Consider the following 26,464-nt stretch of genomic DNA (forward strand, 5'->3'; position numbering starts at 1 on the left):
GGCTCCTCATCGAGCGAAATCGAGCAGTTGGCCGCATACTTATCAGACCACTTGGCGTCCGCAACACCCTTCTGCGGCAAGATTTCCCGCGTTCCGGCCGTAGTGGTCGGACCACATCGATGGCTAGACTGCGGCGCACGGTGACAGGAGGAGTGGCGTGGACGAAACCGCTACGGAGGAGACGGAACCGGAGACCGCCGCGGCCCCTCCGCAGAAGGGCACGGTGACGCAGCGCGCCATTGAGCGGATCAAGGCGATGATCGCCGAGGGCCTGCTCGAGCCCGGGCAGCGCCTGCCCACCGAGCGGGACCTCGCGGCCCAGCTGGGCATCTCCCGCAGTTCGATGCGTGAGGCGATCCGCGCGCTGACCGTGCTCGGCGTGCTGGAGGCCCGGCACGGCTCGGGCATCTACGTCACCCGGCTGGAGGCCGGTGACCTGCTGGAGACGTTCGGCGTGGTCGCCGACCTCTCCCGAGGCCCGCGCCTGGTGGAACTGCTCGAGGTGCGCCGCATCCTGGAGTCGACGGCGACCGCGCTGGCGGCGGCCCGGATCACCCCGGACCAGCTCGCCGAGGTGGAGAAACACCTGACGGCGATGAACACCACGGACGATCCGGAGGAGATCCTCGCCCACGACCTCGCCTTCCACCGGGAGATCGCGGTGGCCGCGGGCAACGAGACGATGGCCGCGATCCTGGACGGCCTGTCCTCGCGCACCTTCCGCGCCCGTGTCTGGCGCGGCTACCAGGAGGAGGGGGCCTTCTCCCGAACACGTCGCGAACACGCCGCGATCTTCCGGGCACTGACCGCCCGGGATCCGGAGGCCGCGCGGGCGGCCGCGGCCGCGCACGTGGGCGAAGTGGAGGAGTGGATGAGGGCGCAGCTGGAGCGGTAGCGGCCCCGGAATTCACCCCGGCCGGCCGCGCTCAGGGACCGCCCGTCAATGAGCGCCCGCCGCTCTGACCGCCGCCGAGTGCCAACCGCCCCGCCCCGACAGGCCGTGCAGGCCCCAGAACCACGCACGAGGCAGCACCCACCGCTCTGTCGCCGGGCGGGGACTGCATGCTGCCGGGTGATCCCGCTCCCTGCGTCTCACATGCCGCTGCACATGAGACACGGCAATGCCAGGGCCATGTCCACGGTGACGCCGATCCGGGACCGTTCGCTCGCGAGCAACTCGCATGTGGCCATCCCGACTCAGGTCAGAGGGTGTCAGCGGATGTCTGGGGGTTTCGACATCATAAGCCAGTGAGCCTTTTCCAACCCGTCCCAGTCGCTTGCCAGTTGGTCCGGCAACGTGATGAAGTCCCTGGTAGCCGGGGTAGGCACGTTGTGTACATCAGCCCTGGTCGGCGATCCGCGGTAAGCGGCAGGGGAGCCCGAACTCACGTGCGAACCATGGGGCTATGGTGCTCCCATGGCGCTACCTACCCTCATATCCGTCAGGCTCCGCCTGCGACCTGCCCAGTTGACTACGGCCACGATGCCCGGGCTCGTATCTGGAGGCCGGCCATGAACCGGCCTTTGCGGGCGGTTGCTGTCTTCTGTGGCCTGCTGATGCTTGCCTTGCTGATACGGGCGAACTGGCTGCAATACGTGCATGCTGAGGAGCTGGCGTCGGACACGAATAATCGCCGCGTGCTGATCGAGCGGTTCGCCTCTCCGCGGGGTGACATCATCGTCGGTGGCAAGGCGGTGACCGGGTCCGAGGCGGTCGCGGGCAGGGAACTCAAGTACAAGCGCACCTACGTCAATGGGCCGATGTACGCGCCGGTGACCGGCTTCGCGTCGCAGGCGCAGGGCATGTCGCTGCTGGAGAAGACGTATGACGGGATCCTGTCAGGCAAGGACGACCGTCTGGCGTTCCAGCACTTCTTGGACGTGGCGTCGGGCAAGGGCCGTGGCACAGGGGCCGTGGTGACCACGATCGACCCGCGGGCGCAGAAGGCGGCCTATGAGGGGCTGACCGGTCTGAAGGGTGCACGGGGGGCTGTGGTCGCTCTGGATCCGAAGACCGGGAAGGTGCTGGCCCTGGCGTCGGCGCCGTCCTACGATCCGTCGGTGTTCGCGGGCAACACCTTCAAGGAGTCCGATAGGTTCGTGGCCCTGGACAAGGACAAGCGCAAGCCGATGGCGAACCGGCCACTGCGAGAGACGTACCCGCCCGGATCCACGTTCAAGATCCTCACGGCTGCCGCGGCCCTGGAACACGGCGTGGTCACGGACATCGAAGCCCCGAGCGAGGCGGAATCCCCCTACAAGCTGCCCCAGTCGACGAACCGGATCGGCAGCGAGGCCGGCGACGCGGTCTGCAACAAGGCTTCCATGAAGACCGCCATGCAGTACTCCTGCAACAACGTCTTCCTCGACGCCGCCGCCAAACTGGGGCAGGACCGGATGCGCGAGACGGCGGAGAAATTCGGGTTCAATGAGGACGTCTACTCGCCGGACTTCGGAGACCTGCGCGCCACGAAGAGCGTCTATCCTCAGGACCTGGACAAGCCAGGAACCGCTCTGACCGGCATGGGTCAAGGCAGCCTCACCAGCACCCCCATGCAGATGGCCATGGTCACCGCGGCACTGGCCAACGACGGCAAACTCATGCAGCCCTACATCATCGACGAGATCCGCGGGCCGGACCTGAGCACCCTGGAAAAGACTGAGCCGGCCGTCATGAGCCAGGCCGTCTCCGCCGCCACCGCGCAGAAGGTGCAGCAGATGATGGAGCACACTGCCAAAGAAGGCAGCGCCCAGCGCGCGCTGATCGACGGCATCGTTGTCGGCGGCAAGACCGGCACCGCGCAGCGAGGCGTGAACGTCGCCGATGAAGTGCCCTACGGCTGGTTCGTCTCCTACGGCAAAAAGCCCGACGGCGCCTCGGTCGCCGTCGCCGTGTTCATCGACCCCACCGACATGGACATCTCCCGCCAGGACATCTCCGGCGGCCGACTCGGCGCTCCCATCGCCCGCAGCGTCATGAAGGCAGTACTCCAGCAGTAGAGGGCTCGCACCAGGCCGGGCATCCAAGGAAGAGGTGTCTGACCAATCACGGTCAGACACCTCCCTGTCGCACCAGACACTACGGTGGCGATCCTGCCGCCCGAGTACGCGGCCCGCGTCTTCTCCCTTCAGGACTGCCGGCACCGCCAAGGAGACCATCGACGGTACGCCGGAGGAACGCCCCTCGTGGTCGAGGCCGGCGGCAGCTGGAGAAGCGGGCTGAGCCTGTGGGCGCTCGTGGCGGCCTGTGCGGTGCCGTCTTGGCTCTTGGCCTTGCGCGGCAATGTCGGCCCTGCACCGGCCTCGCAGCGTCGTTGCAGTGACTCGGCCGCACAGCCGCGCCCGGTACGCACGGCGCTTCATGTGGCTTATAGCCCGATTGCCCTAGTCGGCTGTGCTGCTGATTGTCCGCCGTGCGAGCGTGACCAGGGGGCTGCGGGCGGGCGGCTGGTGCGGCTTGACGGTGTACTCAGCGGAAGGAACCCGCTGCTGCGGGGCGTCGGCCGACGCCCCGGCCAAGCCCCGCACCTATCGGCGCATGAGGAGAATCATGAACCGTCGTGTCGTCCACGCCCGCGGAGGGTCGCCCGCCGATGTTCTGACCGTCGTCGAGGAGCCGGAGCCGACGGCGCCCGAGCGCGGCCAGGTCCTCATCCGCACCACGGCCTTCACGGTGCACCCTGGTGATCTCCAGGCCATTGAGGCGTACCCCGGCACAGTTGCCCAGCCTGTCCCGGCCGGCGTGGAGGCCACCGGCGTGGTGGAGGCGATCGGCCCGGGCACGCGCGTGGCGCCGGGGGTCGAGGTCGGCGGCCGTGTGACGGTCTTTCCCCAGCCGGGGGCCTGGTCGCAGTGGATCGTGGCGGAGGCCGAGGCGGTCGTCGCCGTACCTGATGAACTGTCGGATGAGGTCGCCGCGCAGATGCTGGCGAACCCGTTGACCACGGTGATGCTGCGCCGTGAGGCGCAGGAGCACCTGGCCTTCGGATATGACGGCTTTCTGGTGCAGACCGCCGCGGGCTCGTCGGTCGGCCGGCTGGTGACGGGCGTGTCCCAGTTCCACAACTTGGCGCTCGTCAATGTCGTCCGCAGCGATCGCGGTGCCGCCGAGCTGCGCAAGCGGTTCCCGGACGTGCCGGTCGTGTCGACGGAGCATGCGGGCTGGACCGACGAGGTCCGCAAGGCAGCCGGTGGCCATCCGGTGAGTGTGGCCTTCGACCCGATCGGCGGGAAGCTGGCGGAGTGCCTTCTGGACCTGCTGACGCCTGGCGGGAAGCTGGTCAGTTACGGGCTGATCGCCGAGGAGCCGCTCTCGGTGCATGCCTCGACGCTGCTGAACAAGTCGCTGACGCTGCGGGGCAAGAACATCGGCCGGTGGCTGTCCGAGGCCTCCGCCGAGAGGCGGGCATCCGACGTGGCCACCGCGAAGCAGATCGCGCTGAAGCTCAAGGACCAGTTCGACGTGGCCGCCACGTACGGCCTTGGCGAACTGGCCGACGCCGTGGAGCACGCGGTACGGCCCGGCAAGGTCGGCCTCGTCCTCGTCCGCCCCTGGTAGCCGCCGCCACTACCGAGTGGATCCTGGTGCGGGCCCGGACACCGGAGGGTCCAGTTCCGTGTCCGGGTTGCGGTGCGTTTACGCGGTGGGCACGGCGTGGGTCAGAGGCCAAAGCCCTCCGCGGGAGGGGTCCCGATGATCTGGTGGTCAGGACTGGGGTGGGCAGATGCGGGCGATGAGCAGGGCGACGTCGTCGTGATCGCCGGGGTCCCGCAGGGTGTGCAGGAGCAGGTCACAGGTTTCCCCCACGGGGCGGCCCTCGGAGCCGTCCAGCAGGCCGACGAGGGTGTCGAGGCGGTCGTCGATGGGATGGTGGCGCGTTTCGACCAGGCCGTCGGTGTAGAGGACGAGATCGTCGCCGGGACCGAGATCGAGCGTGCTGCTGTGGAAGGTGACGCCGCCGACACCCAGCGGCGCGCCGGGGCACAGGTCGAGCAGTTCGGGGGGCCGGCCGGTGTGGACCAGGACAGGGGGCAGGTGTCCGGCGTTGGCGATGTGACACTCGCCGTGATGGGGGTCGTAGACGGCGTAGAGGCAGGTGGCGATGTAATGCTCCAGGCCGCTGGTGATCCTGTCCAGGTGCTGGAGCACCTGGGCGGGGTCGAAGTCGAGTTCGGCCAGGGTGCAGGTGGCGGTGCGGAGGCGGCCCATGGTGGCGGCGGCGTCGATGCCGCTGCCCATCACGTCCCCCACGACCAGGGCGGTCTTGTCGCCGCTCAGGGGGATGATGTCGAACCAGTCTCCGCCGACTTCGCTGGTGGCCTGGGCGGGCTGGTAGCGGGAGGCGATCTCCAGGCCTACCAGGTGCGAGGGGTGCTCCGGCAGCAGGCTGCGCTGGAGGGTCACCGCGGCGTTGCGCACGCTCTGGTACCAGCGGGCGTTGTCGATGCTCACCGCGGCACGGTTGGCCAGCTCGCCGGCCAGTATGGCGTCGTCATGGTTGAAGGGCAGAGGGTTGCGTGCGCGTTTGAGGTCCAGGGCGCCGAGTACTATGCCGCGGGCGCTCAGCGGCACCGCCAGGTAGGAGTGGATGCCGGCGCGGGCCAGGAGCGTGGCGGCCTCGGGATCGCGCGCTATACGGGACAGGTCGCGGTCGTTCACGTGGGGTACCAGGACCGGTTTGCCGGTGCGGACGCACTCGGTGACCAGGCGGTCGGCGGCGTAGGCGGCCAAGTCGCCCACCTGGTCGGCGGCGCGGGTGGCCTCGGTGGGGTAGGCGGCGGCCAGGGCGAGGGCGCGGAAGAGTTCCGGGCCGCTGCCCGGCCTGGCGGTGCGGTGGCAGGCCAAGACCGTGTCGAGGACGTCCACCGCCGCGATGTCTGCGAGCTCGGGCACGGTGACCCCAGCCAGCTCGCGGGCGGTCTGGTCCACGTCCAGCACGGTGCCGATGAGAGCCGAGGCATCAGCGATCAGAGTCAGGCGCCGTCGAGCCCGGGCGGCTTCGGTCGCCAGGCGGTACCGCTCGGTGACGTCGGCGATCGAGGCGGCCACCCCCCGCGCCCGGCCGACGGGGTCCTGCAGCCGATAGAGGGATACCGACCACGCATGGTCGTGATCCGCATCGGCCCAGGTGCGGCCGACGACGTTCTGGTCCAGCAGCGGGACTCCCGTCTCCAGAACCCGCCACTGCGCGGACTCGATCGCCGCGGTGTCGACATGCGGCAGGACCTCTGAGACATGGCGGCCGACATGCTCTTCGGTCGACAGACCATTGATGCGCTCCAGGGCCGGATTCACGGCCACGTACCGCAGATCTGTGTCCATGACAGCCAGCCCGACCGGGGACTGCGAGACCAGCGTCCCGGACAGCTCATTCAGCAGCCTGCGGGGCTGGGACGTCCTGGGGACATCGTCTTCGGCCCGAAAGGATTCGGATGTGTTCATCCCGGCCGTCCCCTCTTGCAACCGCCACCCCAGATGCCTCCGGGCGCCGTCCTGGGCCCGAGACCCTGGTTCTTCGCAGCTTCCATGATGTCCACGAAGCAGCCCGCCACGCATCCCCCCTCAGTCCCCAAAGATCCTCCTTCCGCGGCCTTGATCGTGCGCATCTCGGCGGTTCGACCGAGGACGCCGACGCTTTCACCGTCCGACTGCGCGAGGCCGTCGAGCAGACCGTGGCCGAGGTCGCGGCCGCCGCCCAGCCGCAGCCGCCGAGGACTCCATGCAGGCCCTGGCCGCCATGGAGCAGGAGCTGCAGGCCCCGGCCGAAGTCCAGCACGGCCGGGGCAGGAAGGCCGGGAGCGCCACAGCATCGCGGAGGATCACCAGCCAGGCCGCCGAGGAGCGCGCCGCCCGGCGGAATCGCGTGGCGGACATGGAGGACCCCAAGGGCGAGCAGGGGGTGATACGGGTCGGCATCGTTGTCCAGCTGGTCTGTATCCCTCCTGCGGGCGGTAGGTCTGTCACGGGCTGTAGTGGTTCGGGTCTGAGGTGCGGGAAAGTGTGTCGCCGCCGTCCAATGCTGGCCGGAGCGGGTCGTGAGGATCTCGGCGAAGGCGCGGACGTGCCCATGGAGGGCCGTCAGCTCCGGGGCACCGGTGCGGGCACCGTCGGCGTAGGAACCAGCGCGGTCACGGCAGATGATCTCGGAACCGGGATGCTTGCGCAGCCAGCCAGCCAGCCAGCCAGCCAGCCAGCCAGCCAGCCAGCCAGCCAGCCAGCCAGCCAGCCAGCGTCGGTGCGTCGCGGCCGGATGGCAGGTCAAGGGGCTGTCCGGTCTCGCAGTCGATGAGCACGGTGCCGTAATGCTGTCCGCGGCGCGTGGCGAAGTCATCGGCGCCCATCACCCTCGGAACGGTCCAGGCGGGATCGGGTAAAGGCATGACCGCCCGCAGCAGTGTCGTGCGGCTCACCCCTAGGTGCAGAGCCGCGGCAAGACGGCTCCCGACCCGGCCCCGCGAGAGCGACGGCAACAGCCTCCAGAACCCGCTGGGCGGCAAGTTCGCCGTGGTGTCGTTACGGGTGCGGCGTTTCGTCTGCGCGGAGGAGTCCTGTAAGCGCAAGACATTTGCCGAGCGGGGGCCGGGGCTCACCCGCCGGTTCGGCCGACGGACCGAGCGGCTGCGATCGACTTTGGCCTCGGTCGGTCTTGGGCTCGCGGGCCGGGCCGCGGCCGGATGACGGAGACCTTCGGGTCGCCGGTGAGCCGGAACACCCAGGGTGCCGCAGGTGGCGCCTTCGGCGAAGATTCGGTCGCGCGGGATTCGCACTTCTCCGCAAGCGCGTCCTGCTCCATGCATAGATCCAGGATCAGGAGTCGTCCTCAACGAGTCCGAAACCTTCAGGGAAGCTTTCCAAGAACTCGCGGCGCGAAGGATCGGCCTCCTCTGCAGTCATCGAACCGAGTAGGTCGATGAACTCGCTTCGCTGATCACTCGACAGCTGAGCCACCAGATCGGCGACACCCTCCAAGACCTTGACCGCGTCATCCGGATCGATCTGCTCGTCCTCGCACCCCTCAACGAACCAGAGAACATCGACCAAGGCCTCCGCCAGAGCACGGGTCAGCGACGGATACACAGGCATCGGAACGATCTCCCATCAGGCGGCTGACAGAGCGCGGCCATCTCACCACACGCCACTGACATCACTGTCAGTGAGCCGCCCACAGGAAGTGGACCAGAGCCCGTCCTCAGGGAGAGTTCATGGGCTTATGTCCGCCTCCCGTTGAGGTTGAGGCAGGGCGGGGGTGGTGTTGAATATGGCTCCATGAGCGAGAGTGGGCGTGCGGCGAGCCGGACGGCAGTGCTGGTCTGCCAGGGTCGGGCGGCCGCGAACGGGATAACTGCTGCAGGCCAGTTCGCGGATCCGGTGGCGGTAGCGCTGCTGCGTGTCAAGGAACGTACGCCCGTGGACGAGGTACGCGCGAACACTCCGCCCAAGGGCTGGCAGGAGCGCACCGCGTACGAAAGTGTGCGGGCGTGCGCCGAGGTGGTCGTGCCACGGACGGTCGCGATCGACGAGGCACTGCGCGCCCACGTGACCGGTCAGCTCGTGATCCTCGGCGCCGGCCTGGACACGCGCGCGTGGCGTCTGCCCGAACTCGCGCAGACGGATGTGTGGGAGGTCGACCATCCGGCCTCCCAGCAAGACAAGCACGCCCGCCTCGCCGAGGCCGCGCCAGTGCTCCGAGGACCGGATGAGGGCGATCTCCTCGCCGCCGAGCTATCGGCCATCGCCCGTTCCGTGCGGTTCACGCCGGTCGATTTCGCCGTCGATGATCTCGGTGCGGCGTTGGATGCCGCCGGGCACGACCCAGCCGCGCCGACGACATGGTTGTGGGAGGGCGTCGTCCCGTACCTCACGCGCGACGAGGTGCGCGCCACGGTGGCCGCACTCGCCGCCCGGTCGGTCCCGGGCAGTGCACTCGTCGTCAACTACCAGGCGCCGTCGGCGAGGGCGGCCGCAGGGCGGCTGCTGACACGCATGCTCGGCAGTTCCGTCACATCGGGCGAGCCGTGGCGCTCGCTGTGGAGGCCGCAGCGGATGGCTGCACTGCTCGCGGAGTACGGCCTGCGGGTGGTGTCGGACGACAACCTCCTCACCCTCGCGCATACCCTCAGCAGCCCGGCACGCGGGCGGACATCCTTGCAGTCGGGTCGCGTAGCCGTCGCAGAGCGGCACTGACGTGAGGATCGCCCTTCCGCTTTTCTCCGCAGCCATTCGCCGAACGGCTGCCCTCCTGTAACGCCGGCCCGCAGGCCATCATCAATCTGCGGCGCTACTTCGGGGTCGGGCTGGAGCTTGGTGCGGCTCTCTACACCGGGAGCCGGTTAGAGCATCTGGCCGGTGGGGGAGACCGGCCAGTGGCCGCCGGCCGGATCATGGCGGAGGACCTGGTCGCGGTGCGGACCTTGCGGGTCACCGTTTCGGCGCCTGTCGCGCTGGACATTCCGGAAGGGCGCCTCGGCGAGCGGCGGACTGGCCTGCCGCACTCCGTCCCGAGTGGCATGGGCATGGACATGGTCGAGATGGCCGACCTCGCTCCTGGTTCGCCGGCGGCCCGGTCTTGGCACCTTCTTCGCGACCAGCCTGATGTGGGTTGGGCGATCGCGGGGAAGCCGCTCGCCAGGAAGCGTCCGCGGTTGCTCCTGATCCACCTACGACCGCGTTGTACGCTGCGCCGTCGGTCGGCCACAGTCATTCTGACTCGCTCGGCACGCCACGCGGCGTGAGGGTGGCGCCGCTTTGCACCGCCCGCTGCCTTGGCGGCGCCGTTCATGTAACGGGTGTACTCGGCTCGCTGACGCCGCAGGCGGATCTATAGCGCCTGTTTCAAAAGCCCGCATCGAGTGAGCGGTCAGTCGGCGGCGAGGATGTCGGAAAGACTCACAGCGGGGCGGCCAAGCAGCGCTGTCAGCGCGCGCTGCTGGCGCTCGGTCAAGGAAGCAACGAAGATCGCTGCGTCAGCGTTGGCCTGGTCGCAGGCCTGAGCTACCTCACGGACTTTTCCATAGCTCAGCAGAGTCCGAGAGGAGTAGGGCAGGCCCATCTTCTGGACCCCGCCGTCCGAGACGCCTCGTCGCTGCACAATCTGCACGACGACCCGAGCGCCGCGCGCTGCCAGTTCTGTGGCTGCCGACGCCATGAGTGTTTCGAAGTCCTTCTGCTTCGCGGAGAAGTAGCCGACCAGGACTACATCAGCGCCGATGGTCGTGAGCCGAGACGCCTGGCGCCGGGCTGGCTCCGGCGGCACACGGCGAGCCAGACGCCGGTCGCGCCTTCTGGGCTGATGCATGGACCACAGGCTAGATGCCTGGCTACCTGCAGCGATACCGGGTTTCTCGCTGGCCGAGGTTGGCGAGCAAGATCAGAGCCACTCGTTAATGACGGCGATGGTGACGGTGGCCTCGTAGCGGACGGCCAGCTTGTCGTATCTCGTGGCCACCGCTCGATGACGCTTGAGACGTTTGATCCCGCACTCGACCGCGTGGCGCATACGGTAGTCGACCTTGTCGAACTTCGGCGGACGACCGCCGCGGGCGCCCAGCTTCTAGCGGCTGCGGATCTGGTCGGACTTCTCACAGTCCGGGCAGCACATGGCTCAACGCTGACGCCGTCTCGGAAACAGTGCGCTGAACGTTCCGCTGAGAATCGCTGCGAAGAGCAGCCATCCCCATGACGCCGCCCCGAGCCGATGCGAAACCACCACCACGTAGGCGAAGCAGCCGAGGCCACCGCCCACCAGGCAGAACGCAAAGCCGCGAAGCCCGAACCACCACCTGGGGCGATCTATCTCAGGAGTCACACCAGGCAATATCCACGCTCGCTGGCAGGCCACGAGAACCCTGGAGCGATCGTCTCTGCAACACGGCGAACCTCTGCGGTCACAGCACTAGACGTCCACCGGCGGCACCGAGGCCAAGCGGCGCTGCGCAGCGGCTTGGATCTCGGAAGGACCGCGTGCCCATTCGATCGTGCGGCCGGCCGCAGTCGCCACAGGCCGGTCCCAGCAGGAGCGGACCGTCGCCGGACGGCGTATGCCGAGTTCGGCCCGCGCCCAGTCCGGAAGGAGACCGACAGCGGCATTCATCAACAGGCGCACGACCAGCCGTTCACGTCCGGTCCGGCCGAAGCCCCGGAGAAACCGCACGGAGTCCGACGCGGCTCGGGTCGCACGGAGTTGGGGACGTGTTCGGTCCAGGTAGCGCTCGACCTCCCGAGTGTTGCAGGGCACCTTCTCCGCGCCCAGCATCTCGGCGACCGGGGCGACCTGGCGGTAGTACGCGTCGCACTCGGCAGGCGTCAGCCGCAACCGCTGCGGCGCGTACGACTGGTAACCCGCCAGGAAGCTGCGCACCTCCGCGATGTGCACCCAGGTCAGCAGTTCGGGGTCGTCCGCGCGGTAGGGCCGGCCGTCCGGGGCGGTGCCGCGCACCCGGGTGTGAATCCGGCGCACCAAGGCGATCGACTCGTGTGCGGCCGGCGCGGAGCCGAAGGTCGTCGTGGTGACGAACCGCGCGGTGCCGATGAGACGGCCGACCGGGTCGGACCGGAAATCCGAGTGCTGGTCGACCCCGGCCATGGCCAGAGGGTGCAGGGACTGGAGCATCAACGCCGCGAACCCGCCGATGAGCATGCCGGTCGGATGTCCGTGCACCCGCCAGGCAGGATCGCCCGGGACGATCCCGAGCAGCCCGGGATCACCGGCCGGACCCTCGTACCGTTCCAGTTTGAGGTCCCCACCATGCACGGTCGCCTTGAGCTCCTCGGCGATCCGGGTCCTCAGCCCCACAAACACCTCCGCGATCCGATGCGCACCGCCACTGCATCGCCATTCTCTCCGGTCGACCCGACGACGGTCCGGGGGATGGCCACGAACCTGACCATGCCTCCGCCCGCGCCGTGTGCAGCCCCGGCCATGGGCGGTCAGCCTGGGCGGCAGCGTGTCCGAAGTGACAGCAAAATCGAACAAGCGATCTAATGTCGGTATGGATGCGACCGGCTTCCCCGATGACCTTGTCCAGGTGCAGTACGCCTGGAACGCCACCTACGATGCGCTCGCCGCGCCCCGGTCACCTGACACCACGGCCCTGCGCCGCCGCCTGCTGCGCCTGTCCGTACGTCTGTGGTGGCACCCCTACTGGAAGACCGTCCCCTCGGTGCCGGCGGCGCGCATCGGGCTGCGGCAGCTGGCCCGCACCCGGGGAGCCGTCCGAGCCGCATGACGAACCGGCGGGTGCCCTCGCCCGACCAGGAGCAGTGTCGCGACACGGGTTGCGCCTACGGTTGAGCCGTCTGTTGCGGGTATGGGTTGCGCCTGGGTTGTGCCTGGCCCCAGACATCCCTGTTGTGGCCGCTTTCTCCCATGCACTGGCTGGAGCTGGGGGAGAGGGACGGGCGGGATGGGCGGGATGGGCGGCGCGGAAGCAGCCGGGGATCGGTGCGCACTCGCCGTGGGTGCGTGTCGGCCGGGGCCGTGCGGCGTCCGGCCCGGTCTACTGCGGTGCGCCCAGGTTGGTGCCGGCGGCGAGCGCGGCTGCTTCTCCGCGTGAGGTCACGTCCAGTTTTCGTAGCAGGCCTGCGACGTGGAACTTGACGGTGCTCTCCGTGATGCCGAGCTCGGCCGCGATCGCCTTGTTGCGTCTGCCCTGGGCGACCAGGTGGAGCACCTCGCGCTCGCGGCGGTTGAGGGCTGCCAGACGTGTCTCATCGCTCCGATTGGCGGGAGGCTCGAGAGGGAGGCCGATTGTCGCGTGGCTGCCCCATCCCGGGACCGCGTCCAGAGTGACCGCGGCACCCAACGTCTGTGCGCGGCCCTCGAGTTGCCGCTGCAGGGCCGGCAGGTCTAGTTTCCCGGATTCCTGGTCACGTACGTCGACCACCAGCGAGGCGCCCGGGCAGCTCCAGGCGATGCGCAGGCGAGTCAGGTCGGGCTGGGCGATGAAGGCCAGCACGGTGGCGCGCGTCATCGCGCGTGCCGCATAGGCGATCTCGCCCGGCAGCGGACGTCCGTCCTTCGGCGGGGCCGCAAACTCGATGTGCGCCTCGTGATGGCGCAGCATCTGCCGGAGGTCCTTGCGCAGCGTCGCGAAGGCCGCATGGGCAGTCTCCTGCGACAACTCCTGGTCGGACTTCTGCATGGAACGCAACGCGATCAACGCGGCGGACGCCGTATCGGTGGCAGCCAGCCGCGCCCTGGCGTCATCGAGCCCGGACGAGCGCAGCGTGGACAGAATGGCCACGAGCGAGGTTTCGTGTGCAGCCACCATCTCGGTGATGGTGCGTGCCCGTTCGCTGGACGCGGCACGGGACTCTGCCAGGTAGTCGGGACTGGCCTGGGCGACCTGCTGCCGGATCGATGTTGCCACGATGCCGAAGACCGCCGACAACTCCGCGGGGTACGGGACCGGCCTCCGAGAACTCTGCGGAACGAGCAGGAGCAGCGTGTCGCCCCGGTCCCGCACCGTCCACACCGGGCGCTGAGCGCCACCGATCCTGGCAGTGGTGCTCAGGGCCCGGCCGGGCTCGACGACCCGCTTGAGGTCTTCGAGCTCATCGATGGTGACCTTGTGGATCAGGTCGGCGGCTCCGGCGACCTTGCGTGGACGTCCCGTGCACTCGCGAGTGAAGATCACGAGCGCTGCGTGCGGCCACCGGTGGGACAGGAGCCGGGAGAAACGGGGAGCGATGTCGTGCAACGGGCCGTCGATGACTTCCCGGAGCAGGAGAAGACCATCGGTTGAGGCCTGCGGATCTGGCATTCCGCCGACCCTACACTCTCCACCCCACTGTTCGAAGGTCGAGGATTTCCTGTCCACAAGACCAGGATCCCGGTGATCTCCACAGGGTTAGGTTCGCTGAGGCATGCACCGGACTGCATGCGCTTGTATCCACGAACGACGAAGGAACAGTTGCGATGCCTCAGCAGGTCCGCGGCGTGATCGCCCGCTCGAAGGGAGCTCCGGCCGAGCTCACCGACATCGTGATCCCGGACCCGGGTCCCGGCGAGGTCGTCGTTGCCGTGGCGGCCTGTGGGGTCTGCCACACCGACCTCACCTACCGGGACGGCGGGATCAGCGACGACTATCCCTTCCTGCTCGGCCACGAGGCGGCCGGCACCGTCGAGAGCGTCGGAGCAGGCGTCGACTCCGTCAAACCCGGCGACTTCGTCGTCCTGAACTGGCGGGCGGTGTGCGGGCAGTGCCGCGCCTGCAAGCGTGGCCGCCCGCAGTACTGCTTCGACACGTTCAACGCCGCCCAGAAGATGACTCTGCTCGACGGCACAGAACTCAACCCCGCCCTGGGCATCGGCGCGTTCGCCGACAAGACCCTCGTCCACGCGGGGCAGTGCACCAAGGTGGACCCCTCTGCGGACCCCGCGGTCGTCGGCCTCCTGGGGTGCGGTGTCATGGCCGGGCTTGGGGCGGCGGTCAACACCGGAGCCGTGAGCCGAGGCGACTCGGTGGCGGTGATCGGCTGCGGCGGCGTGGGCGACGCCGCGATCGTCGGGGCCCGCCTGGCCGGGGCCTCGAAGATCATCGCTGTCGATCGAGACGACCAGAAGCTCACATGGGCCCGAGAGCTCGGCGCCACCCACACGGTCAACGCCACCAACCAGGACATCGTCACCGCGGTCACGGAACTGACCGGCGGCTTCGGCGCCGATGTCGTCATCGACGCCGTGGGCCGTCCCGAAACGTGGAAGCAGGCGTTCTACGCACGCGACCTCGCAGGGACCGTCGTCCTCGTCGGCGTCCCAACCCCGGACATGCGCCTGGACATGCCGCTTCTCGACTTCTTCTCCCGCGGCGGCAGCCTCAAGTCGTCGTGGTACGGCGACTGTCTGCCCGAACGGGACTTCCCCATGCTCGTCGACCTCTACCAGCAAGGCCGGCTGCCGCTGGACAAATTTGTCACCGAACGCATCAGCCTCGACGCGGTCGAGGAAGCCTTCCACACCATGCACACCGGCAGCGTGCTGCGCTCGGTGGTGGTCCGGTGAGCGGCGCCCTGCGTATTGAACGCGTTGTCACCAGCGGGGTCTTCGAACTCGACGGGGGCACGTGGAACGTCGACAACAACGTCTGGCTCGTCGGCGACGACCACGACGTCGTCGTCGTGGACGCGGCCCATGACGATGCCCCGATCGTGGAAGCCGTGGGCAACCGCCGCGTAGGGGCGATCGTGTGTACCCACGGACACAACGACCACATCTCGGTCGCGCCCCAACTTGGTGACCGCCTCGACGCCCCGGTCCTGCTGCACCCGGCAGACCGCCAACTGTGGGAGATGACCCACCCGAGCCGAACGTTCCAGGAGACGGTCGACGGCGAACGAATCGCCGTGGCGGGGACGACCCTGGAAGTGATCCACACCCCCGGACACTCGCCCGGCTCAGTCTGCCTCCACCTGCCCGAGGCCCACGCTCTGTTCTCCGGCGACACCCTGTTCGCCGGTGGACCGGGTGCAACAGGCCGATCGTTCTCGGACTTCCCGACGATCATCACGTCCATCCGGGACCTGCTGTTCCCCCTGGCCGGGAACACCCTCGTCCACACCGGACACGGAGACACCACGACCATCCAGAACGAAGCACCCCACCTGGATGAATGGATCCGCCGCGGCCACTGAGCCCTCGCCCCAGGCGTCAATCACTGGATCTCCTGCACATCCGCTCCGCTTCCACTTCTCCCGTGTCGGTTGGAGAACGAGCAAGAGGAGCTAACACAATGCCTGGACTCGCCTGTAGGTGATCACACAGCAGGCGAGCTTCAGGAACGGCTCGTGGATGTCGTCGCGGATCTCCCAGCGGATCCGTAGCCGTCGGAAGCCGTGGATCCACGCGTTCGTCCGCTCGACTACCCAGCGGACCGAGCCCAGGCCGGAGCCGTGCGGAACTCCGCGTCGGGCGATGACCGGCTTGATGCCGCGCTTCCACAGGAGCCGACGGTACTTGTCGAAGTCGTAGCCCCGGTCGGCGAACAACTGCCGCGGCCGGTGACGGGGGCGACCGGTCACTCCGCGGATCCGTGGGATCGCGTCGAGCAGGGGCAGCAGCTGGGTGATGTCGTGGCGGTTGCTGATGGCGAGCGGGGTGCCGCCTGCGTCGGTGATGACGTGGTGCTTCGAGCCGGGCCGGGCACGGTCGACCGGGCTCGGCCCGGTTTTGGGCCGCCCCGACGGGCCTGGTGGTGGGAGCCGTCGATCACCGCCCGGGACCGGTCCAGCTTCCCGGCACGGTGCAGCTCGGTCAGCAGCACCTGGTGCAGCCGGTCCCACACCCCGGCCTCGTGCCAGTCCCGCAGCCGGCGCCAGCACCTCATCCCGGACCCGAAGCCGAGCTCCTGCGGCAGCCACTCCCACGGGATCCCGGTGTGCAGCACGAACAGGATGTCCTGCAGGCAACCACGGTCGTCCAGTGGCAGCCGGCCGGGATGGCGCGGACGCCGCTGCTTGACCGGCAGCGACGGCTCGATCCGCCCCCACAGGTCATCCGGCACCATCCACGGAGGACCGTTCCCCTTCCCCATGACTCGTTCAATGAGCCAGCCAGGAAGGGGATATGGCTACGACCAGGCTTTCTATCAGGTGCTCTAACTCCCGCAGCTGACGGCCTGGAAAGTAGGGTGCGGTCGGCTGAGCTGGGGTGATAGGTAAGCGATGTGACAGAGAGTCTTGAGTATTCCGCCCTGCTGCAACTGATCGACGAGCGGTCGGCCGCGTTCCGGAGTGCGGTTGCCGCCGCGCCCAGCCTTGACGCGCCGGTGCCGTCCTGCCCCGAGTGGACGTTGTTCGATCTGGTGCAGCACCTGGGTACGGGCCAGCGCTGGTGGGCCGCGATCGTCGCCGCGGGCCCGGCCGAGGCTCCGCCGGCCAAGGACGCCGCGGAGGTGCCGCGCGAGCTCGAGGCGCTGCTGGCCTGGTACGCCGAGTCGAACGAGCTGCTGCTGAGTGCGCTGCGCGAGGCTGGCCCGGAGCGCGAGTGCTGGGCGTGGTGGGGCGCCGGCGTGTCGCCGGCGAATGCCTGGGGCGTTGCCCGGCGCCGGGTGCACGAGGTGCTGGTGCACACCTACGACGCCCAGCTCGCCGCAGGCGCCGTGCAACCGATGCCGGTGGACGTCGCGATCGACGGCGTGGCCGAGTTTCTCGACACCTGCAACTCCACCCCGGCGGCCTGGCCGCACGAGGCCGCCACCATCCACTACCACGCCACCGAGGGCCGCTCCTGGCTCCTCGCGCTGGACGGCACCGGCGCCTGGCCCGCACCCCTTACGGACGACGCCGCGCCCGCCTCCGCTTCGGCCACGGGCACGGCCGAGCAGCTGCTCCTCTTCGTCTGGGGCCGCCTCACGCTGAGCGACCTGAAGATCGAGGGCGACCAGCAGGTGTTCGAGCAGCTGATCGCCTGGGAGCCCGAGGAGTAGCCAGTCAATACCGCCAGCGGACGGCCTCGATGACGTCCGCGTCGGTGAACATCGCGAACAGCTCCGCCTCCGCGCGGCGGACGGCCAGTACGGCCTCGTACAGCTCGGGCCCGAGCGCCTCCCGCAGTACTGCCGACTCAGCCAGGAAGGGGATATGGCTACGACCAGGCTTTCTGTTAGGTGCTCTAAGGGATTGGGGCGGAGCATGGTGGGCGGCGTTGGGGGTCGGGCCGCGATGTGGGTGGTGGCCGTGCCCAGCGGCTGCCCTCGGCCTGCGGGGTTGCTCGACCCGGAGCGGGTCGGGAACGCTGTGGACTCCAGGGCCGAGCCGCCGACTTGCCCCCGACATCCCCCTATGCGCCTCTCGCAGCCCATCCCAGAACATAAAAGGGAGAGTGGGGCGGGCTGTGGCTGGCGGTCGGCGCGGCGGGGGATCGGCTGTCCTCAGGGCACTGCTGCGCGTCGGCGGGGCCTCCGCGCTCCGTGCCAGGCCGGAGCCCGCAACGCCAGTGTGGGGAGAATGCTTCCCAACTGCGTCGTCAGCTGCGCGGTCCTTTCACAGAGGGGCGATCAGCGCCGCCGGGAGGGGGAAAGCATGGCGCTCGTGAGGAAGCTCCGGCCGCTTGCGGTGCTGGAGCGCAAAGCGCAGACCCGGCCCCAGAGTCCGCAGCTTTCCGGCACATCGCGCCAGGGGACACCGATCACGGGACGGCCTTCAAGAGAGGCCCGAGGGAGACGGCTCCCCACCTCGCCGTCTCGGAGGACGCTCAGTCGAGACAGAACTCATTGCCCTCGATGTCCTGCATCACGATGCACGACTCATTGACGCCGTCGGCACGCAGCAGCCGCACGCGTACCGCGCCGAGCGCGACCAGCCGTGTGCACTCGGCCTCGAGTGTGGCGAGGCGCTCTTCACCCACGAGCCCGGTGCCGGCCCGCACGCAAAGATGTAGCCGGTTCTTGACGACCTTGCCTTCGGGTACACGCTGGAAGTACATTCGCGGGCCCACGCCTGAGGGGTCACTGCAGGCGAACGCTGAACCCTGTCGCTCAGGCGGCAGAGAGCGATTGAATTCGTCCCACGTGGCAAACCCCTCCGGTGGCGGCGGTACGACGTATCCCAACACCTCGCACCAGAAGCGAGCGACGCGCTCAGGTTCTGCGCAGTCGAAGGTGACTTGGAACTGCTTGATCGACGACATCGGCGCACCATAGCAGCGGGACGGGGGACGCTGTTGCTCATTTTCCGGCGAGGATCCGCATGTTGTCGGGAGGAAGGCCCCTGCCGGCCGCTGCCGTGTGCCACCTCTGTTGTCAGTAGCAGTCGTCACACCATGGTCATGCAATCCATGCATATGGTGCATGCAACCGGAGTTGCTTCTGCGACGGAGGCGCATACACCTGCGGGCCGGTTCAACCACGACCAGCTCGATGTGGGTGGCTTCGTTCACTTCAACTGACAGCGTTGTTCGTGAGTTCTGGTTCTGGCTCAGGTCCTGTGGTCCGTGACTGCGAGTTACCGGCTGGAGCTCCCATTCGGGTAAGTTCACAGCGAACCGAGGAACCTGCTGACCGCTGCGGCGAACTCTGTTGGGACGGTCTCGTGGACGGTGTGCCCGGCCGGGAGTTCAACAAGCCAGGTATGGGGACGCCGTGCCGCCATGTCCTTCGCGTGTTTGGCGCTGAGCACCGTGCTGCGGCTGCCGCGGATGAGCAAGGCCGGGCAGTCGCTGGCGAGCCAGTCGTTCCAGTGATCCCCGTTGAGGTGCTGCTGTGAGGCGTTCATGTCCCTCGGGTCAAAGGCAAGGCCCCATCCGTCGGGGTACTCACGGACGGCGTCCATGAGGTAGCTCGCCGACGGGCCGGTTTCTTCCAGCAGCTCGGCCCGGGTCGGTGCCCGGTGTGGCCAGGACAGGCTGAAGGACAGGTCGCCATCGACCTCGGCGCCGATGTCCTCGACGATCAATGCGTCCACAAGCCCGGGTAGCCGTGCCGCGAGCTGGTAGGCGTTGACGCCTCCCAGGGAGTGGCCGAGTACGACCGCGGCGTCGATCCCCAGATGTTCCAGCACGGCCGCAGCGTCCTCGACGTAGCCGGTGCGGGAGAAGTCGGGAGGGCTGTCGGAGCGGCCGTGTCCACGCTGGTCGAGCGCGATGACCCGCCAGGAGTCGCCCAGCGCCCAGGTCAGGCGCCTGAAGGTGCGGCCTTCTCCGAAGTGGCCGTGCAGGGCCAACAGAGGGCGACCCGATCCACCGAAGTCGAGAAAGGACAGGCGACGCCCAGCCGCCATCATGGCCGCGCGTTTCGGCTCGGGTGGGATCGTTGAGGTCATGGTCGTGAGTATGTGGGGATCCAGTTGCCCAAGGTCACGTGGTCTTCCACGACGCCTGAGCTCCACGGCAGGGTCAGGCCGGCAGTGATGGCAACGAGGCCCCGGTCAAGGCCGTTGATGAAGGTGTGCAGGCTGGGCAGGTCGTCGGCTCGGACCGCCTCGATCCACTCAGGGAGCCGTTCTCCCCGGAGCTGGGTGAGCATCTGCCCGAAAGGGCGGACGTGCCCGGGAAGGGCGTCCAGCTAGGGGCGGTGGGTCAGAACAGACTTGAGCTTCAGCCGCTGGTTCTCCGGAAGCGTCTCTGGGTGACTGAGGATCCAACCGGCAACAGTCCGGGGAGACGGCGGCCGACCACCCGGCACCGCGTTTCTGAAGTGGTGAAGGCATGCGCGGACAGCCCCGTACCCACCCGCTCTCTTACGAAGGTGTCGAATCGGCGGACGTGCTCACCCCCTGGGCTGGGTCGTCGATGCCGAGCCGGCGCTTTGTGTCTGCGGCGTGCGGCGCCCGGGCCCGCGGCGGCGGCGAGTACCTCCGGGGCGCCCGGCCGACGTCCTTGAACCGTGTCAGATGCGGGGCTGGCACCGGCCGCGGCGTCGGTCCAGAAGGTGCCGTGCCGGAGCGGAGCGCAGGCAGGCCCCGATCGCGACGCACACGGCGGCCGTGCCATAAGCCCACGCCTGGAGGGGGAAGTCGGGCAGCAGCCGGCCGCCGAGGTAGAGGACGGTGCCGGCGACGGTGACGGTCAGCCACTCCCAGCGGCCGTCGAGGGCGACGAGACCGACGACGATCAGTGAGTACCAGGGGTAGTTGGGTGAGACCAGCAGCAAGGCCGTGCCGGTCAGCAACAGGGCACCGCGCCAGGGGCGAGCCGGGTCGCCGCGCCACCACACATGGAGGGCCGTGAGCGCGAGCAGCACGATGACGGTCACTTCTGCGGCGGCGTCCGGCAGCAGCAGCCGCAGCAGGGCGAAACGGTGCACGTCCCCGGGTCCGTACCCCTCCTCCTGGAGGTAGCCCGGCAGGTAGCCCAGGACGCCCGCGCCGGAGGCGATGACGTAGGGCAGGTAGGCGAGCACGACTGCAGCGAGCACCGCCAACACCAGGCGCAGCACCCGCGCCGGGCTGCGTTGCCCGGACAGAGCGCCGGGCAACGCCAGAACAGGCAGCATTTTCACGGCGATCGCGGCGCCGAGGAGTGCGCCGCGGCGGGCCCCCGCGGTGGCGGTGCCGAGGGCGAGCACGGTGAGCAGGACGCCGAGGGTGTCGATGTGCGCGTTGTTGACCGCTTCGAAGGGGACGGCCGGACACCACCCCCACAGAGCGGTGCGGGCCGGGGCCCGGCGCGGGTCGCCCCGTCGGCGGCCCACGACGAGCAGGGCGGCGGTGGTGCCGAACGCCAGGACGGCGCCGCCTGCTTGGAGTGGCTTGTGGCGGCTGTCAGGTGGTGAGAGGACATGGACGGCGAAGAACCAGCCCTCGGCGACAGGCGGGTAGATGGTGGGGACGGTGGGGCGGTTGATGCGGACGCACAGGCCGCTGTCCGTACGGGTCAGTCCCCAGCCCTGGCAGGAGCCTTTGGTGGGGAACAGCCACTGGTCGCGCAGCTTGGCGAGTTCAGGTGCGGCGGGCGGGTGGGCGTACGGGGAGATCCCGGCGGCCTGGACGCGGCCGTCCCAGGCGTAGCGGTACATGTCGTTGCTGGTGCGGGGCGGTGCGGCGAGCGCGGCCAGCGCCATGGCGGCCGCACCGGCCAGGACCAGTCCCGTCGCGGCTCGCTCCGGGGCCTTGCGCACGGCCCACACCGCGGCGGCGAACAGCGCCCAGGCGAGGGCGTATCCGGCCAGAAGGCGGCCGGGGTCACTCTGGTTGTCGCCCGCGCGAACGGTGTCGAGGACGACGGCGGTGAGTGCGGCCAGGAGGACTGCGGTGACGATGATGCTGACACGGGCCGAGGTGCGGTTCATGGGTGCAGCGGGCTGACAGGGCCTCGGTTCGGGAGGTTGGTGCTGCGAGGCGGCGATATCACTCATGGGCGTTCGGGCCTTCCGGTGGCCGTGTCGTGCCGCCGTGACGCCCCGGCTGCGGGCGGTGCAGTTCCACGAACGGGCGGCCCTCGGCCGTCCACCGGCCGGTCAGGATCCAACCCGCGGCCTCGGCTGCACGCAGCAGGGCGGCGGTGCCGACGCGGGCCCAGGGGAAGGGGCGGCCGTGCCGGCCGTGGGCGTCCTCGACCCGGACGGTGAGGCGCTCGTCCACGTCGTGCGGTGCGGCCTCCGCGAGCAGGCGGCCGCCGGGCGGGACCACGGCACGGAGGCGGACCAGGAGGGCGACTGGGTCGCCGCCGATGCCGGCGTTGCCGTCCATCAACAAGACGGTGCCCCAGCGGCCTTCCCCCGGCAGGCGGTCGAACACGGACCGGCGCACGGCGGCACCCCCGCGCTGGAGGGTACGGGCCACGGCGGACGGGCTGACGTCCACGCCGAGCGCCCGTATGCCCCTGGCAGCCAGCGCCGCCACCAGACGTCCCGGCCCGCAGCCGACGTCGAGAACGGAGTCGGTGCAACGGTGCAGAACGCCGGTGTCGGCGGCGTCGGGGGCAGCGCACCAGCGCTCGACGTCCAGCGGCAGCAGTTCCCCTTCTCCTCCGGCGCCGTGCGCAAGGACCGGTGGCGACAGGCGGCGTAGGAAGAGCGGGCCGTGCCCGGTGCGCAGGGCGTCGGCGTAGGGGTCGTCCGTCCACGGCTCGCCCAGTTCCGCTGAACCAAGCCGATCCGCGGGATACGGCCGCGCAGGAAGCGGGGCAGGCCACGCCACCACGGTCTGCGGATGCCGTCGGGCCGCGGTCTGCGTCGTCCACCCGGTGAGGGCAGGGTCCGTACCGCTCGTAGTGCCGCTCACCGACCGGCCTCCGCGAGCGAGTTCACGGTGGCGGCGAAGCGCGAGCCGGGTGGGCAGCAGGCGGCGACCGCGGCGGCGTCGGCGGCGGTGTCCACATCGCGCAGTTTCGGCAGGTCGCTCACGCTCAGCCCCGCCTCGACGAGTCGGCACCGCTGCATCGCCCCGGTGCGGTCGGTGGACATCGGCACGCCCCGTACGAGAGCCGCGGCGCGCGCCGGGGCCGCGAAACCCAGCGCCCAGAACCCACCGTCCGCAGCCGGACCGAACCAGGCGTCGTGGCCCTCGCGTCCGATGCCCGCGAGAAGGTCCGTGGTCAGTTGGGGGGTGTCCATGCCGACAAGGAGGGCCGGTCCGCGGTCGCAGTGGCCGAAGGCGGCCGCGATCCGCTCGTCCAGGCCGCCGGCCTCTTGGGGCACGATGTCGAAGCCGGGCGGCAACCAGGGACCGGGTGCACCGTCGAGAACGAGGACACGGCGCCGTGCGGGGGCCTCCAGCACCGTGTGCAGGGTGTCGGCGAGGGCGGCCTCGGCCAGAGCGGCCGCCTCCTGGGGCGTGTAGGGCGGGGTGAGTCGCGTCTTGACCCGCCCCGGGACGGGTTCCTTGGCGATGACCAGCAGCGTGGCCGGCCCCGTGACCGGGAGCCGGGCGCTCATCGTCCGGTTCCCCGGGTGGTCACCGCGGACACCGGGTCGGCGGCGGGACGCGCGGCGAGGACGGCTCGCATGTCCCGTACGGCCTGCCAGGTACCGCGCCAGGTGCCGGTGACCTTCGAGCGGCCCGTACGGGGCCGGTACGGCACATCCGTCTCCTCCACCCGCCAGCCTGCGTCGGCGGCGCGAACCACCATCTGCAGCGGGTAGCCGGAGCGCCGGTCGGTCAGGCCCAGGGCGAGCAGGGACTCGCGGCGGGCGGCACGCATCGGGCCGAGGTCGTGCAGCCGCAGTCCGGTGCGCCGGCGGATCAGGCGGGCCAGCTCCACGTTGGCCAGACGGGCATGCAGGGGCCAGGCGCGGCGTGTGACAGGCCTGCGGCGACCCAGTACGAGGTCGGCGGAACCGTCGAGAACGGGCCCCGCGACGGCGGATAGAAGCGCCGGGTCGAGGGAGGCGTCACAGTCGCAGAAGCAGACGACGTCGGCCGTGGCGGCGGCGAGGCCGGCGTGGCAGGCGGCGCCGAAGCCGCGACGCGGTTCGTGGACCACATGCGCCCCGAGGGCGCGGGCAATGTCCGCCGAGCCATCGGTGGAGCCGTTGTCGACGACGATCGCGCGCCAGTCGGACGGGACGCGGTCCAGGACCCACGGCAGGGCCTCCGCCTCGTCGAGGCAGGGAAGCACCACGTCCACAGGAGCAGGCGAAGAGGGAGGTGTCTCGATCACCCCACTCACCCTACGAGAACAGAAGGGGCAAAAGGGATTTGACGATCTTACGGATCGCTGACGTCCACCGCCGCTCCCGCCGACGGCCGAAAGCGGGTGCGAGACTCGGTGGCGTGAAACGCGCACTCGTCGTGGACGACGCCCCCACCGTCTCCGAGGTCCCCCTGATCATCGGAGAGTCCGAACCGCTGGAGCACTTCCTGCGCAAGCCCGGGCAGACGACGAGCCGAGAGGAGTTGATGCGCGGGGTATGGGGAAGGGGAGTTCGGTGACCAGTCCACCATCACCGTCCACGGACGACGCCTGCGCGAGAAGATCGAGGACGCCCTGGCACGGCTACGGCTGATCAGCACCGTGTGGTGCAACGTCCCCGGCGGCTGCCGTTTCGAGGGCCGCCTGCCCGCCGCTGTCTGCGGAGCACACCGGGAGCAGGACCCACTCTGCGGGAGAAGCGGGGCCGGCCCTTCCGCCTTCGTCGGGGCCGACGCCGGCCGGTGGGAAACGTCAGCCCGCTCGCAGCGCAGCTGTCGCGAATTCCGTCATTCCGTCCACGAAGGCGACCTGCGGCTTCCAGCCCAGTTCGTCGCGCAGCCTGCGTGACGAGGCGGTGATGTGGCGGACGTCGCCGAGCCGGTACTCGCCCGTGACCACCGGCGCCCGCCCGCCATGCGCCTCGGCCAGGACGGCGGCCGTCTCCCCCACCGTGTGCGGCTCGCCGCTGCCGACGTTGTACGCCCGCGCGGTCCCCTCCGGCAGACCGGACAGACCGTCCAGGGCCGCGAGGTTGGCACCGGACACGTCCCGTACATGGACGAAGTCCCGCCGCTGGCCGCCGTCCTCGAACACGCGCGGTGCCTCGCCGCGCTCCAGCGCGGACCGGAACAGTGACGCGACGCCCGCGTACGGGGTGTCACGCGGCATCCCGGGCCCGTACACGTTGTGGTAGCGCAGCGCGGCCACCCGCCCGCCGACGGCGCGCGCCCACGCGCAGGCCAGGTGCTCCTGCGCGAGCTTGGTGGCGGCGTAGACGTTGCGCGGATCAAGCGGGGCGTCCTCGGTCACCAGACCGGGGGCGAGCGGCTCACCGCACCTCGGGCAGGGCGGATCGAAGCGGCCCACGTCGAGGTCCGCCACCTTGCGCGGCCCCGGCCGTACGACGCCATGCGACGGGCACTCGTAGCGGCCCTCTCCGTAGACCACCATCGAACTCGCCAGCACCAGACGACGCACCCCGGCCTCGGCCATGCCGGCCAGCACCACCGCGGTGCCCAGGTCGTTGCAGCCCACGTACGCGGGAGCGTCGCCGAAGTCCTTGCCGAGCCCGACCATCGCCGCCTGATGGCAGACGACGTCCACACCCTGAAGGGCCTCGGCCACGGCCGCCGCGTCGCGCACGTCCGCGTGTCTCCAGTCCACCCCGTCGGGGATGGGCGGGGACGTGCGGTGCGCGGTGGGCAACAGCGCGTCGAGCACGCGCACGCCGTGCCCGGCGCCGGTAAGGGCGGTGACGACGTGCGAGCCGATGAAGCCCGCGCCTCCGGTGACCAGGATCAACATGCCACCGACCGTACGGCCACGGGCCCTCCCGGCGACGGTACGACGCCGGATCGTCAGGGGTTCGTAAGCCTTCCCGCCGCAGACCGAGCGTCGTCGGGTTGTGAGGCAGCCGGCGCCGGCAGGCCGTAGCCCACGGCGAAGCCGAGCATGGTCGACGGGCCCCGCGGCCCGGCCCAGCTCGTCGCCGGTCGCGAACAGCCGTCCCACCACCTCGTGCACCTCGCCGCCCGCCACCGTCCCGGTGGAGATGCCCGCCACCGTGTCCAGCCCGGTGTCATAGGCGGCGTAGCAGAAGCGGCCCGCCCGGGCGAGTACGGCCAGGGCACCTTCGGCGTCGCGGCGCGGCCTGCCCCACAGCGGCACCAGCAGTCCGAGGGCCACGAGCCCGCCAAGCCCGACGCCGCTCACTTCCGCAGGCGCGTAAGCCACCCGTGAGACGGCCCGCCGCCGGAGCGTGGAGGCAGACCTACGAAGGTGGCCGCCGTCGGCTGCGGCGGATTCCCCGCGCGGCCAGCAGGAAGGCCGTGACCGTCGCCACCGCCACCATCGTGAACAGCCAGTTGCGCGGGTAGTCCAGCGGCAGGACCGAGGAGTTGGCGGGCTTCCCCGGGCGAAGGAGCACCGGCAGGGCCACCGCCGTCAGAGCGCCCGCCACCAGCAGTGCCCCGCGGACCGGCCCGCGCACACCGCCGCGGACCAGCACCCACCCGATGAGCAGCACCAGAGGTGCGATCAGCACGTCGTGCAGCACCACCGCCCCACCCAGCCAGACCAGGACACCCGGCAGGTCACGCACGTCCAGCAGCAGGGAGACGCCGACGCCCATCAGCGACAGGCCGATCAGACCCGTGAGGAGCCGCGCCACGCTCATC

The 26,464-nt window shown here is 69.8% G+C and carries 26 protein-coding genes; 10 read left to right on the plus strand and 16 right to left on the minus strand.

The window, feature by feature from the left end:
• Window positions 1-157 precede the first annotated feature (157 nt).
• The 3 genes from TNCT6_RS34100 (at window position 158) to TNCT6_RS34110 (ending at window position 4,558) form a co-directional block, all read left to right on the plus strand.
• On the plus strand, window positions 158-895 hold the full coding sequence (locus tag TNCT6_RS34100) for a FadR/GntR family transcriptional regulator (protein ID WP_141365303.1): 738 nt from the start codon (window positions 158-160) through the stop codon (window positions 893-895).
• A 617-nt stretch (window positions 896-1,512) separates the two neighbouring features.
• The gene (locus TNCT6_RS34105) at window positions 1,513-3,000 is read left to right on the plus strand and encodes a penicillin-binding protein 2 (RefSeq protein ID WP_141365305.1); all 1,488 of its coding nucleotides are present in this window, start codon (window positions 1,513-1,515) and stop codon (window positions 2,998-3,000) included.
• Between the two features lie 550 nt (window positions 3,001-3,550).
• The gene (locus TNCT6_RS34110) at window positions 3,551-4,558 is read left to right on the plus strand and encodes a zinc-binding dehydrogenase (protein ID WP_141365307.1); all 1,008 of its coding nucleotides are present in this window, start codon (window positions 3,551-3,553) and stop codon (window positions 4,556-4,558) included.
• A 147-nt stretch (window positions 4,559-4,705) separates the two neighbouring features.
• Here TNCT6_RS34110 and TNCT6_RS34115 read toward each other — a convergent pair whose 3' ends face one another.
• The 3 genes from TNCT6_RS34115 to TNCT6_RS34125 form a co-directional block, all read right to left on the minus strand.
• On the minus strand, window positions 4,706-6,442 hold the full coding sequence (locus TNCT6_RS34115; protein ID WP_253266326.1) for a SpoIIE family protein phosphatase: 1,737 nt from the start codon (window positions 6,440-6,442) through the stop codon (window positions 4,706-4,708).
• A gap of 686 nt (window positions 6,443-7,128) precedes the next feature.
• Window positions 7,129-7,410 carry a transposase gene (locus TNCT6_RS34120; protein WP_141365311.1) on the minus strand — a complete coding sequence of 94 codons (282 nt, stop codon included), beginning with the start codon at window positions 7,408-7,410 and terminating at the stop codon, window positions 7,129-7,131.
• Between the two features lie 397 nt (window positions 7,411-7,807).
• Window positions 7,808-8,083, minus strand: a complete 276-nt coding sequence (locus tag TNCT6_RS34125) for a hypothetical protein (RefSeq protein ID WP_141365313.1) — start codon at window positions 8,081-8,083, stop codon at window positions 7,808-7,810.
• Between the two features lie 183 nt (window positions 8,084-8,266).
• Between TNCT6_RS34125 and TNCT6_RS34130 the strand changes: the two genes are divergently transcribed.
• Together TNCT6_RS34130 and TNCT6_RS41285 are read left to right on the plus strand one after the other, a co-directional pair.
• Entirely contained in the window at window positions 8,267-9,184 is a 918-nt protein-coding gene (locus TNCT6_RS34130) for a class I SAM-dependent methyltransferase (RefSeq protein ID WP_141365315.1), read from the plus strand.
• Window positions 9,185-9,294: 110 nt separating this feature from the next.
• Window positions 9,295-9,732, plus strand: coding sequence for a DUF6308 family protein (locus TNCT6_RS41285; RefSeq protein ID WP_253266482.1), 438 nt, complete (start codon window positions 9,295-9,297; stop codon window positions 9,730-9,732).
• A gap of 125 nt (window positions 9,733-9,857) precedes the next feature.
• Here TNCT6_RS41285 and TNCT6_RS34135 read toward each other — a convergent pair whose 3' ends face one another.
• The 3 genes from TNCT6_RS34135 to TNCT6_RS34145 form a co-directional block, all read right to left on the minus strand.
• A complete protein-coding gene (locus tag TNCT6_RS34135; protein ID WP_253266327.1) occupies window positions 9,858-10,295 on the minus strand; it encodes a hypothetical protein in 438 nt (145 codons plus the stop codon).
• Between the two features lie 72 nt (window positions 10,296-10,367).
• Window positions 10,368-10,496 (minus strand): hypothetical protein, encoded by a 129-nt coding sequence (locus TNCT6_RS41775; protein ID WP_301184412.1) that lies wholly within the window; start codon window positions 10,494-10,496, stop codon window positions 10,368-10,370.
• Between the two features lie 396 nt (window positions 10,497-10,892).
• Window positions 10,893-11,792 (minus strand): oxygenase MpaB family protein, encoded by a 900-nt coding sequence (locus TNCT6_RS34145; protein WP_253266328.1) that lies wholly within the window; start codon window positions 11,790-11,792, stop codon window positions 10,893-10,895.
• A 196-nt stretch (window positions 11,793-11,988) separates the two neighbouring features.
• Between TNCT6_RS34145 and TNCT6_RS34150 the strand changes: the two genes are divergently transcribed.
• The gene (locus TNCT6_RS34150; protein ID WP_141365319.1) at window positions 11,989-12,225 is read left to right on the plus strand and encodes a hypothetical protein; all 237 of its coding nucleotides are present in this window, start codon (window positions 11,989-11,991) and stop codon (window positions 12,223-12,225) included.
• Between the two features lie 270 nt (window positions 12,226-12,495).
• Here TNCT6_RS34150 and TNCT6_RS34155 read toward each other — a convergent pair whose 3' ends face one another.
• Window positions 12,496-13,761: a helix-turn-helix transcriptional regulator gene (locus TNCT6_RS34155; RefSeq protein WP_141365321.1), complete on the minus strand. Its 1,266-nt coding sequence runs from the start codon at window positions 13,759-13,761 to the stop codon at window positions 12,496-12,498.
• Window positions 13,762-13,916: 155 nt separating this feature from the next.
• Between TNCT6_RS34155 and TNCT6_RS34160 the strand changes: the two genes are divergently transcribed.
• Window positions 13,917-15,002 carry an S-(hydroxymethyl)mycothiol dehydrogenase gene (locus tag TNCT6_RS34160; protein WP_141365323.1) on the plus strand — a complete coding sequence of 362 codons (1,086 nt, stop codon included), beginning with the start codon at window positions 13,917-13,919 and terminating at the stop codon, window positions 15,000-15,002.
• Complete coding sequence (locus tag TNCT6_RS34165; protein ID WP_141365325.1) at window positions 14,999-15,631, plus strand: MBL fold metallo-hydrolase; 633 nt, start codon at window positions 14,999-15,001, stop codon at window positions 15,629-15,631. Before TNCT6_RS34160 ends, TNCT6_RS34165 begins: the two co-directional genes overlap by 4 nt.
• A gap of 90 nt (window positions 15,632-15,721) precedes the next feature.
• Here TNCT6_RS34165 and TNCT6_RS34170 read toward each other — a convergent pair.
• Window positions 15,722-16,503, minus strand: a protein-coding gene (locus TNCT6_RS34170) for an IS5 family transposase (protein WP_373996220.1) whose coding sequence is annotated in 2 segments (ribosomal slippage) — window positions 15,722-16,167 and window positions 16,167-16,503 — 783 coding nt in all. Because the reading frame shifts where the segments join, the coding sequence is not laid out codon by codon here.
• A 159-nt stretch (window positions 16,504-16,662) separates the two neighbouring features.
• Here TNCT6_RS34170 and TNCT6_RS34175 point away from each other — a divergent pair.
• Complete coding sequence (locus tag TNCT6_RS34175) at window positions 16,663-17,424, plus strand: maleylpyruvate isomerase family mycothiol-dependent enzyme (RefSeq protein ID WP_141365329.1); 762 nt, start codon at window positions 16,663-16,665, stop codon at window positions 17,422-17,424.
• A gap of 767 nt (window positions 17,425-18,191) precedes the next feature.
• Here the strand turns inward: TNCT6_RS34175 and TNCT6_RS34185 are convergent.
• The 6 genes from TNCT6_RS34185 to TNCT6_RS34215 all read right to left on the minus strand — a co-directional run bounded on the left by TNCT6_RS34185 (window position 18,192) and on the right by TNCT6_RS34215 (window position 24,002).
• Window positions 18,192-18,626 (minus strand): VOC family protein, encoded by a 435-nt coding sequence (locus TNCT6_RS34185; protein WP_141365333.1) that lies wholly within the window; start codon window positions 18,624-18,626, stop codon window positions 18,192-18,194.
• 344 nt (window positions 18,627-18,970) lie between these two features.
• Window positions 18,971-19,756, minus strand: a complete 786-nt coding sequence (locus TNCT6_RS34190; RefSeq protein ID WP_141365335.1) for an alpha/beta fold hydrolase — start codon at window positions 19,754-19,756, stop codon at window positions 18,971-18,973.
• A gap of 566 nt (window positions 19,757-20,322) precedes the next feature.
• The gene (locus TNCT6_RS34200) at window positions 20,323-21,723 is read right to left on the minus strand and encodes a glycosyltransferase 87 family protein (RefSeq protein WP_253266329.1); all 1,401 of its coding nucleotides are present in this window, start codon (window positions 21,721-21,723) and stop codon (window positions 20,323-20,325) included.
• Window positions 21,724-21,781: 58 nt separating this feature from the next.
• Window positions 21,782-22,657, minus strand: coding sequence for a bifunctional 2-polyprenyl-6-hydroxyphenol methylase/3-demethylubiquinol 3-O-methyltransferase UbiG (locus tag TNCT6_RS34205; RefSeq protein ID WP_141365341.1), 876 nt, complete (start codon window positions 22,655-22,657; stop codon window positions 21,782-21,784).
• Window positions 22,654-23,310 (minus strand): DUF2064 domain-containing protein, encoded by a 657-nt coding sequence (locus TNCT6_RS34210; protein ID WP_141365343.1) that lies wholly within the window; start codon window positions 23,308-23,310, stop codon window positions 22,654-22,656. Before TNCT6_RS34210 ends, TNCT6_RS34205 begins: the two co-directional genes overlap by 4 nt.
• Complete coding sequence (locus TNCT6_RS34215; RefSeq protein WP_141365345.1) at window positions 23,307-24,002, minus strand: glycosyltransferase family 2 protein; 696 nt, start codon at window positions 24,000-24,002, stop codon at window positions 23,307-23,309. The genes TNCT6_RS34210 and TNCT6_RS34215 overlap by 4 nt, the downstream gene beginning before the upstream one ends.
• Window positions 24,003-24,148: 146 nt before the next feature.
• Here TNCT6_RS34215 and TNCT6_RS42180 point away from each other — a divergent pair, with 146 nt between their 5' ends.
• Window positions 24,149-24,307, plus strand: coding sequence for a hypothetical protein (locus TNCT6_RS42180; protein WP_172633140.1), 159 nt, complete (start codon window positions 24,149-24,151; stop codon window positions 24,305-24,307).
• A gap of 232 nt (window positions 24,308-24,539) precedes the next feature.
• Here the strand turns inward: TNCT6_RS42180 and TNCT6_RS34220 are convergent, their stop codons facing one another.
• The gene (locus TNCT6_RS34220) at window positions 24,540-25,592 is read right to left on the minus strand and encodes an NAD(P)-dependent oxidoreductase (RefSeq protein ID WP_141367075.1); all 1,053 of its coding nucleotides are present in this window, start codon (window positions 25,590-25,592) and stop codon (window positions 24,540-24,542) included.
• Between the two features lie 466 nt (window positions 25,593-26,058).
• Window positions 26,059-26,463, minus strand: coding sequence for a hypothetical protein (locus tag TNCT6_RS34225; RefSeq protein WP_141367077.1), 405 nt, complete (start codon window positions 26,461-26,463; stop codon window positions 26,059-26,061).
• Between the last annotated feature and the right edge of the window lies 1 nt (window position 26,464).

It is taken from the genome of Streptomyces sp. 6-11-2 (assembly GCF_006540305.1).
GTDB lineage: Bacteria > Actinomycetota > Actinomycetes > Streptomycetales > Streptomycetaceae > Streptomyces.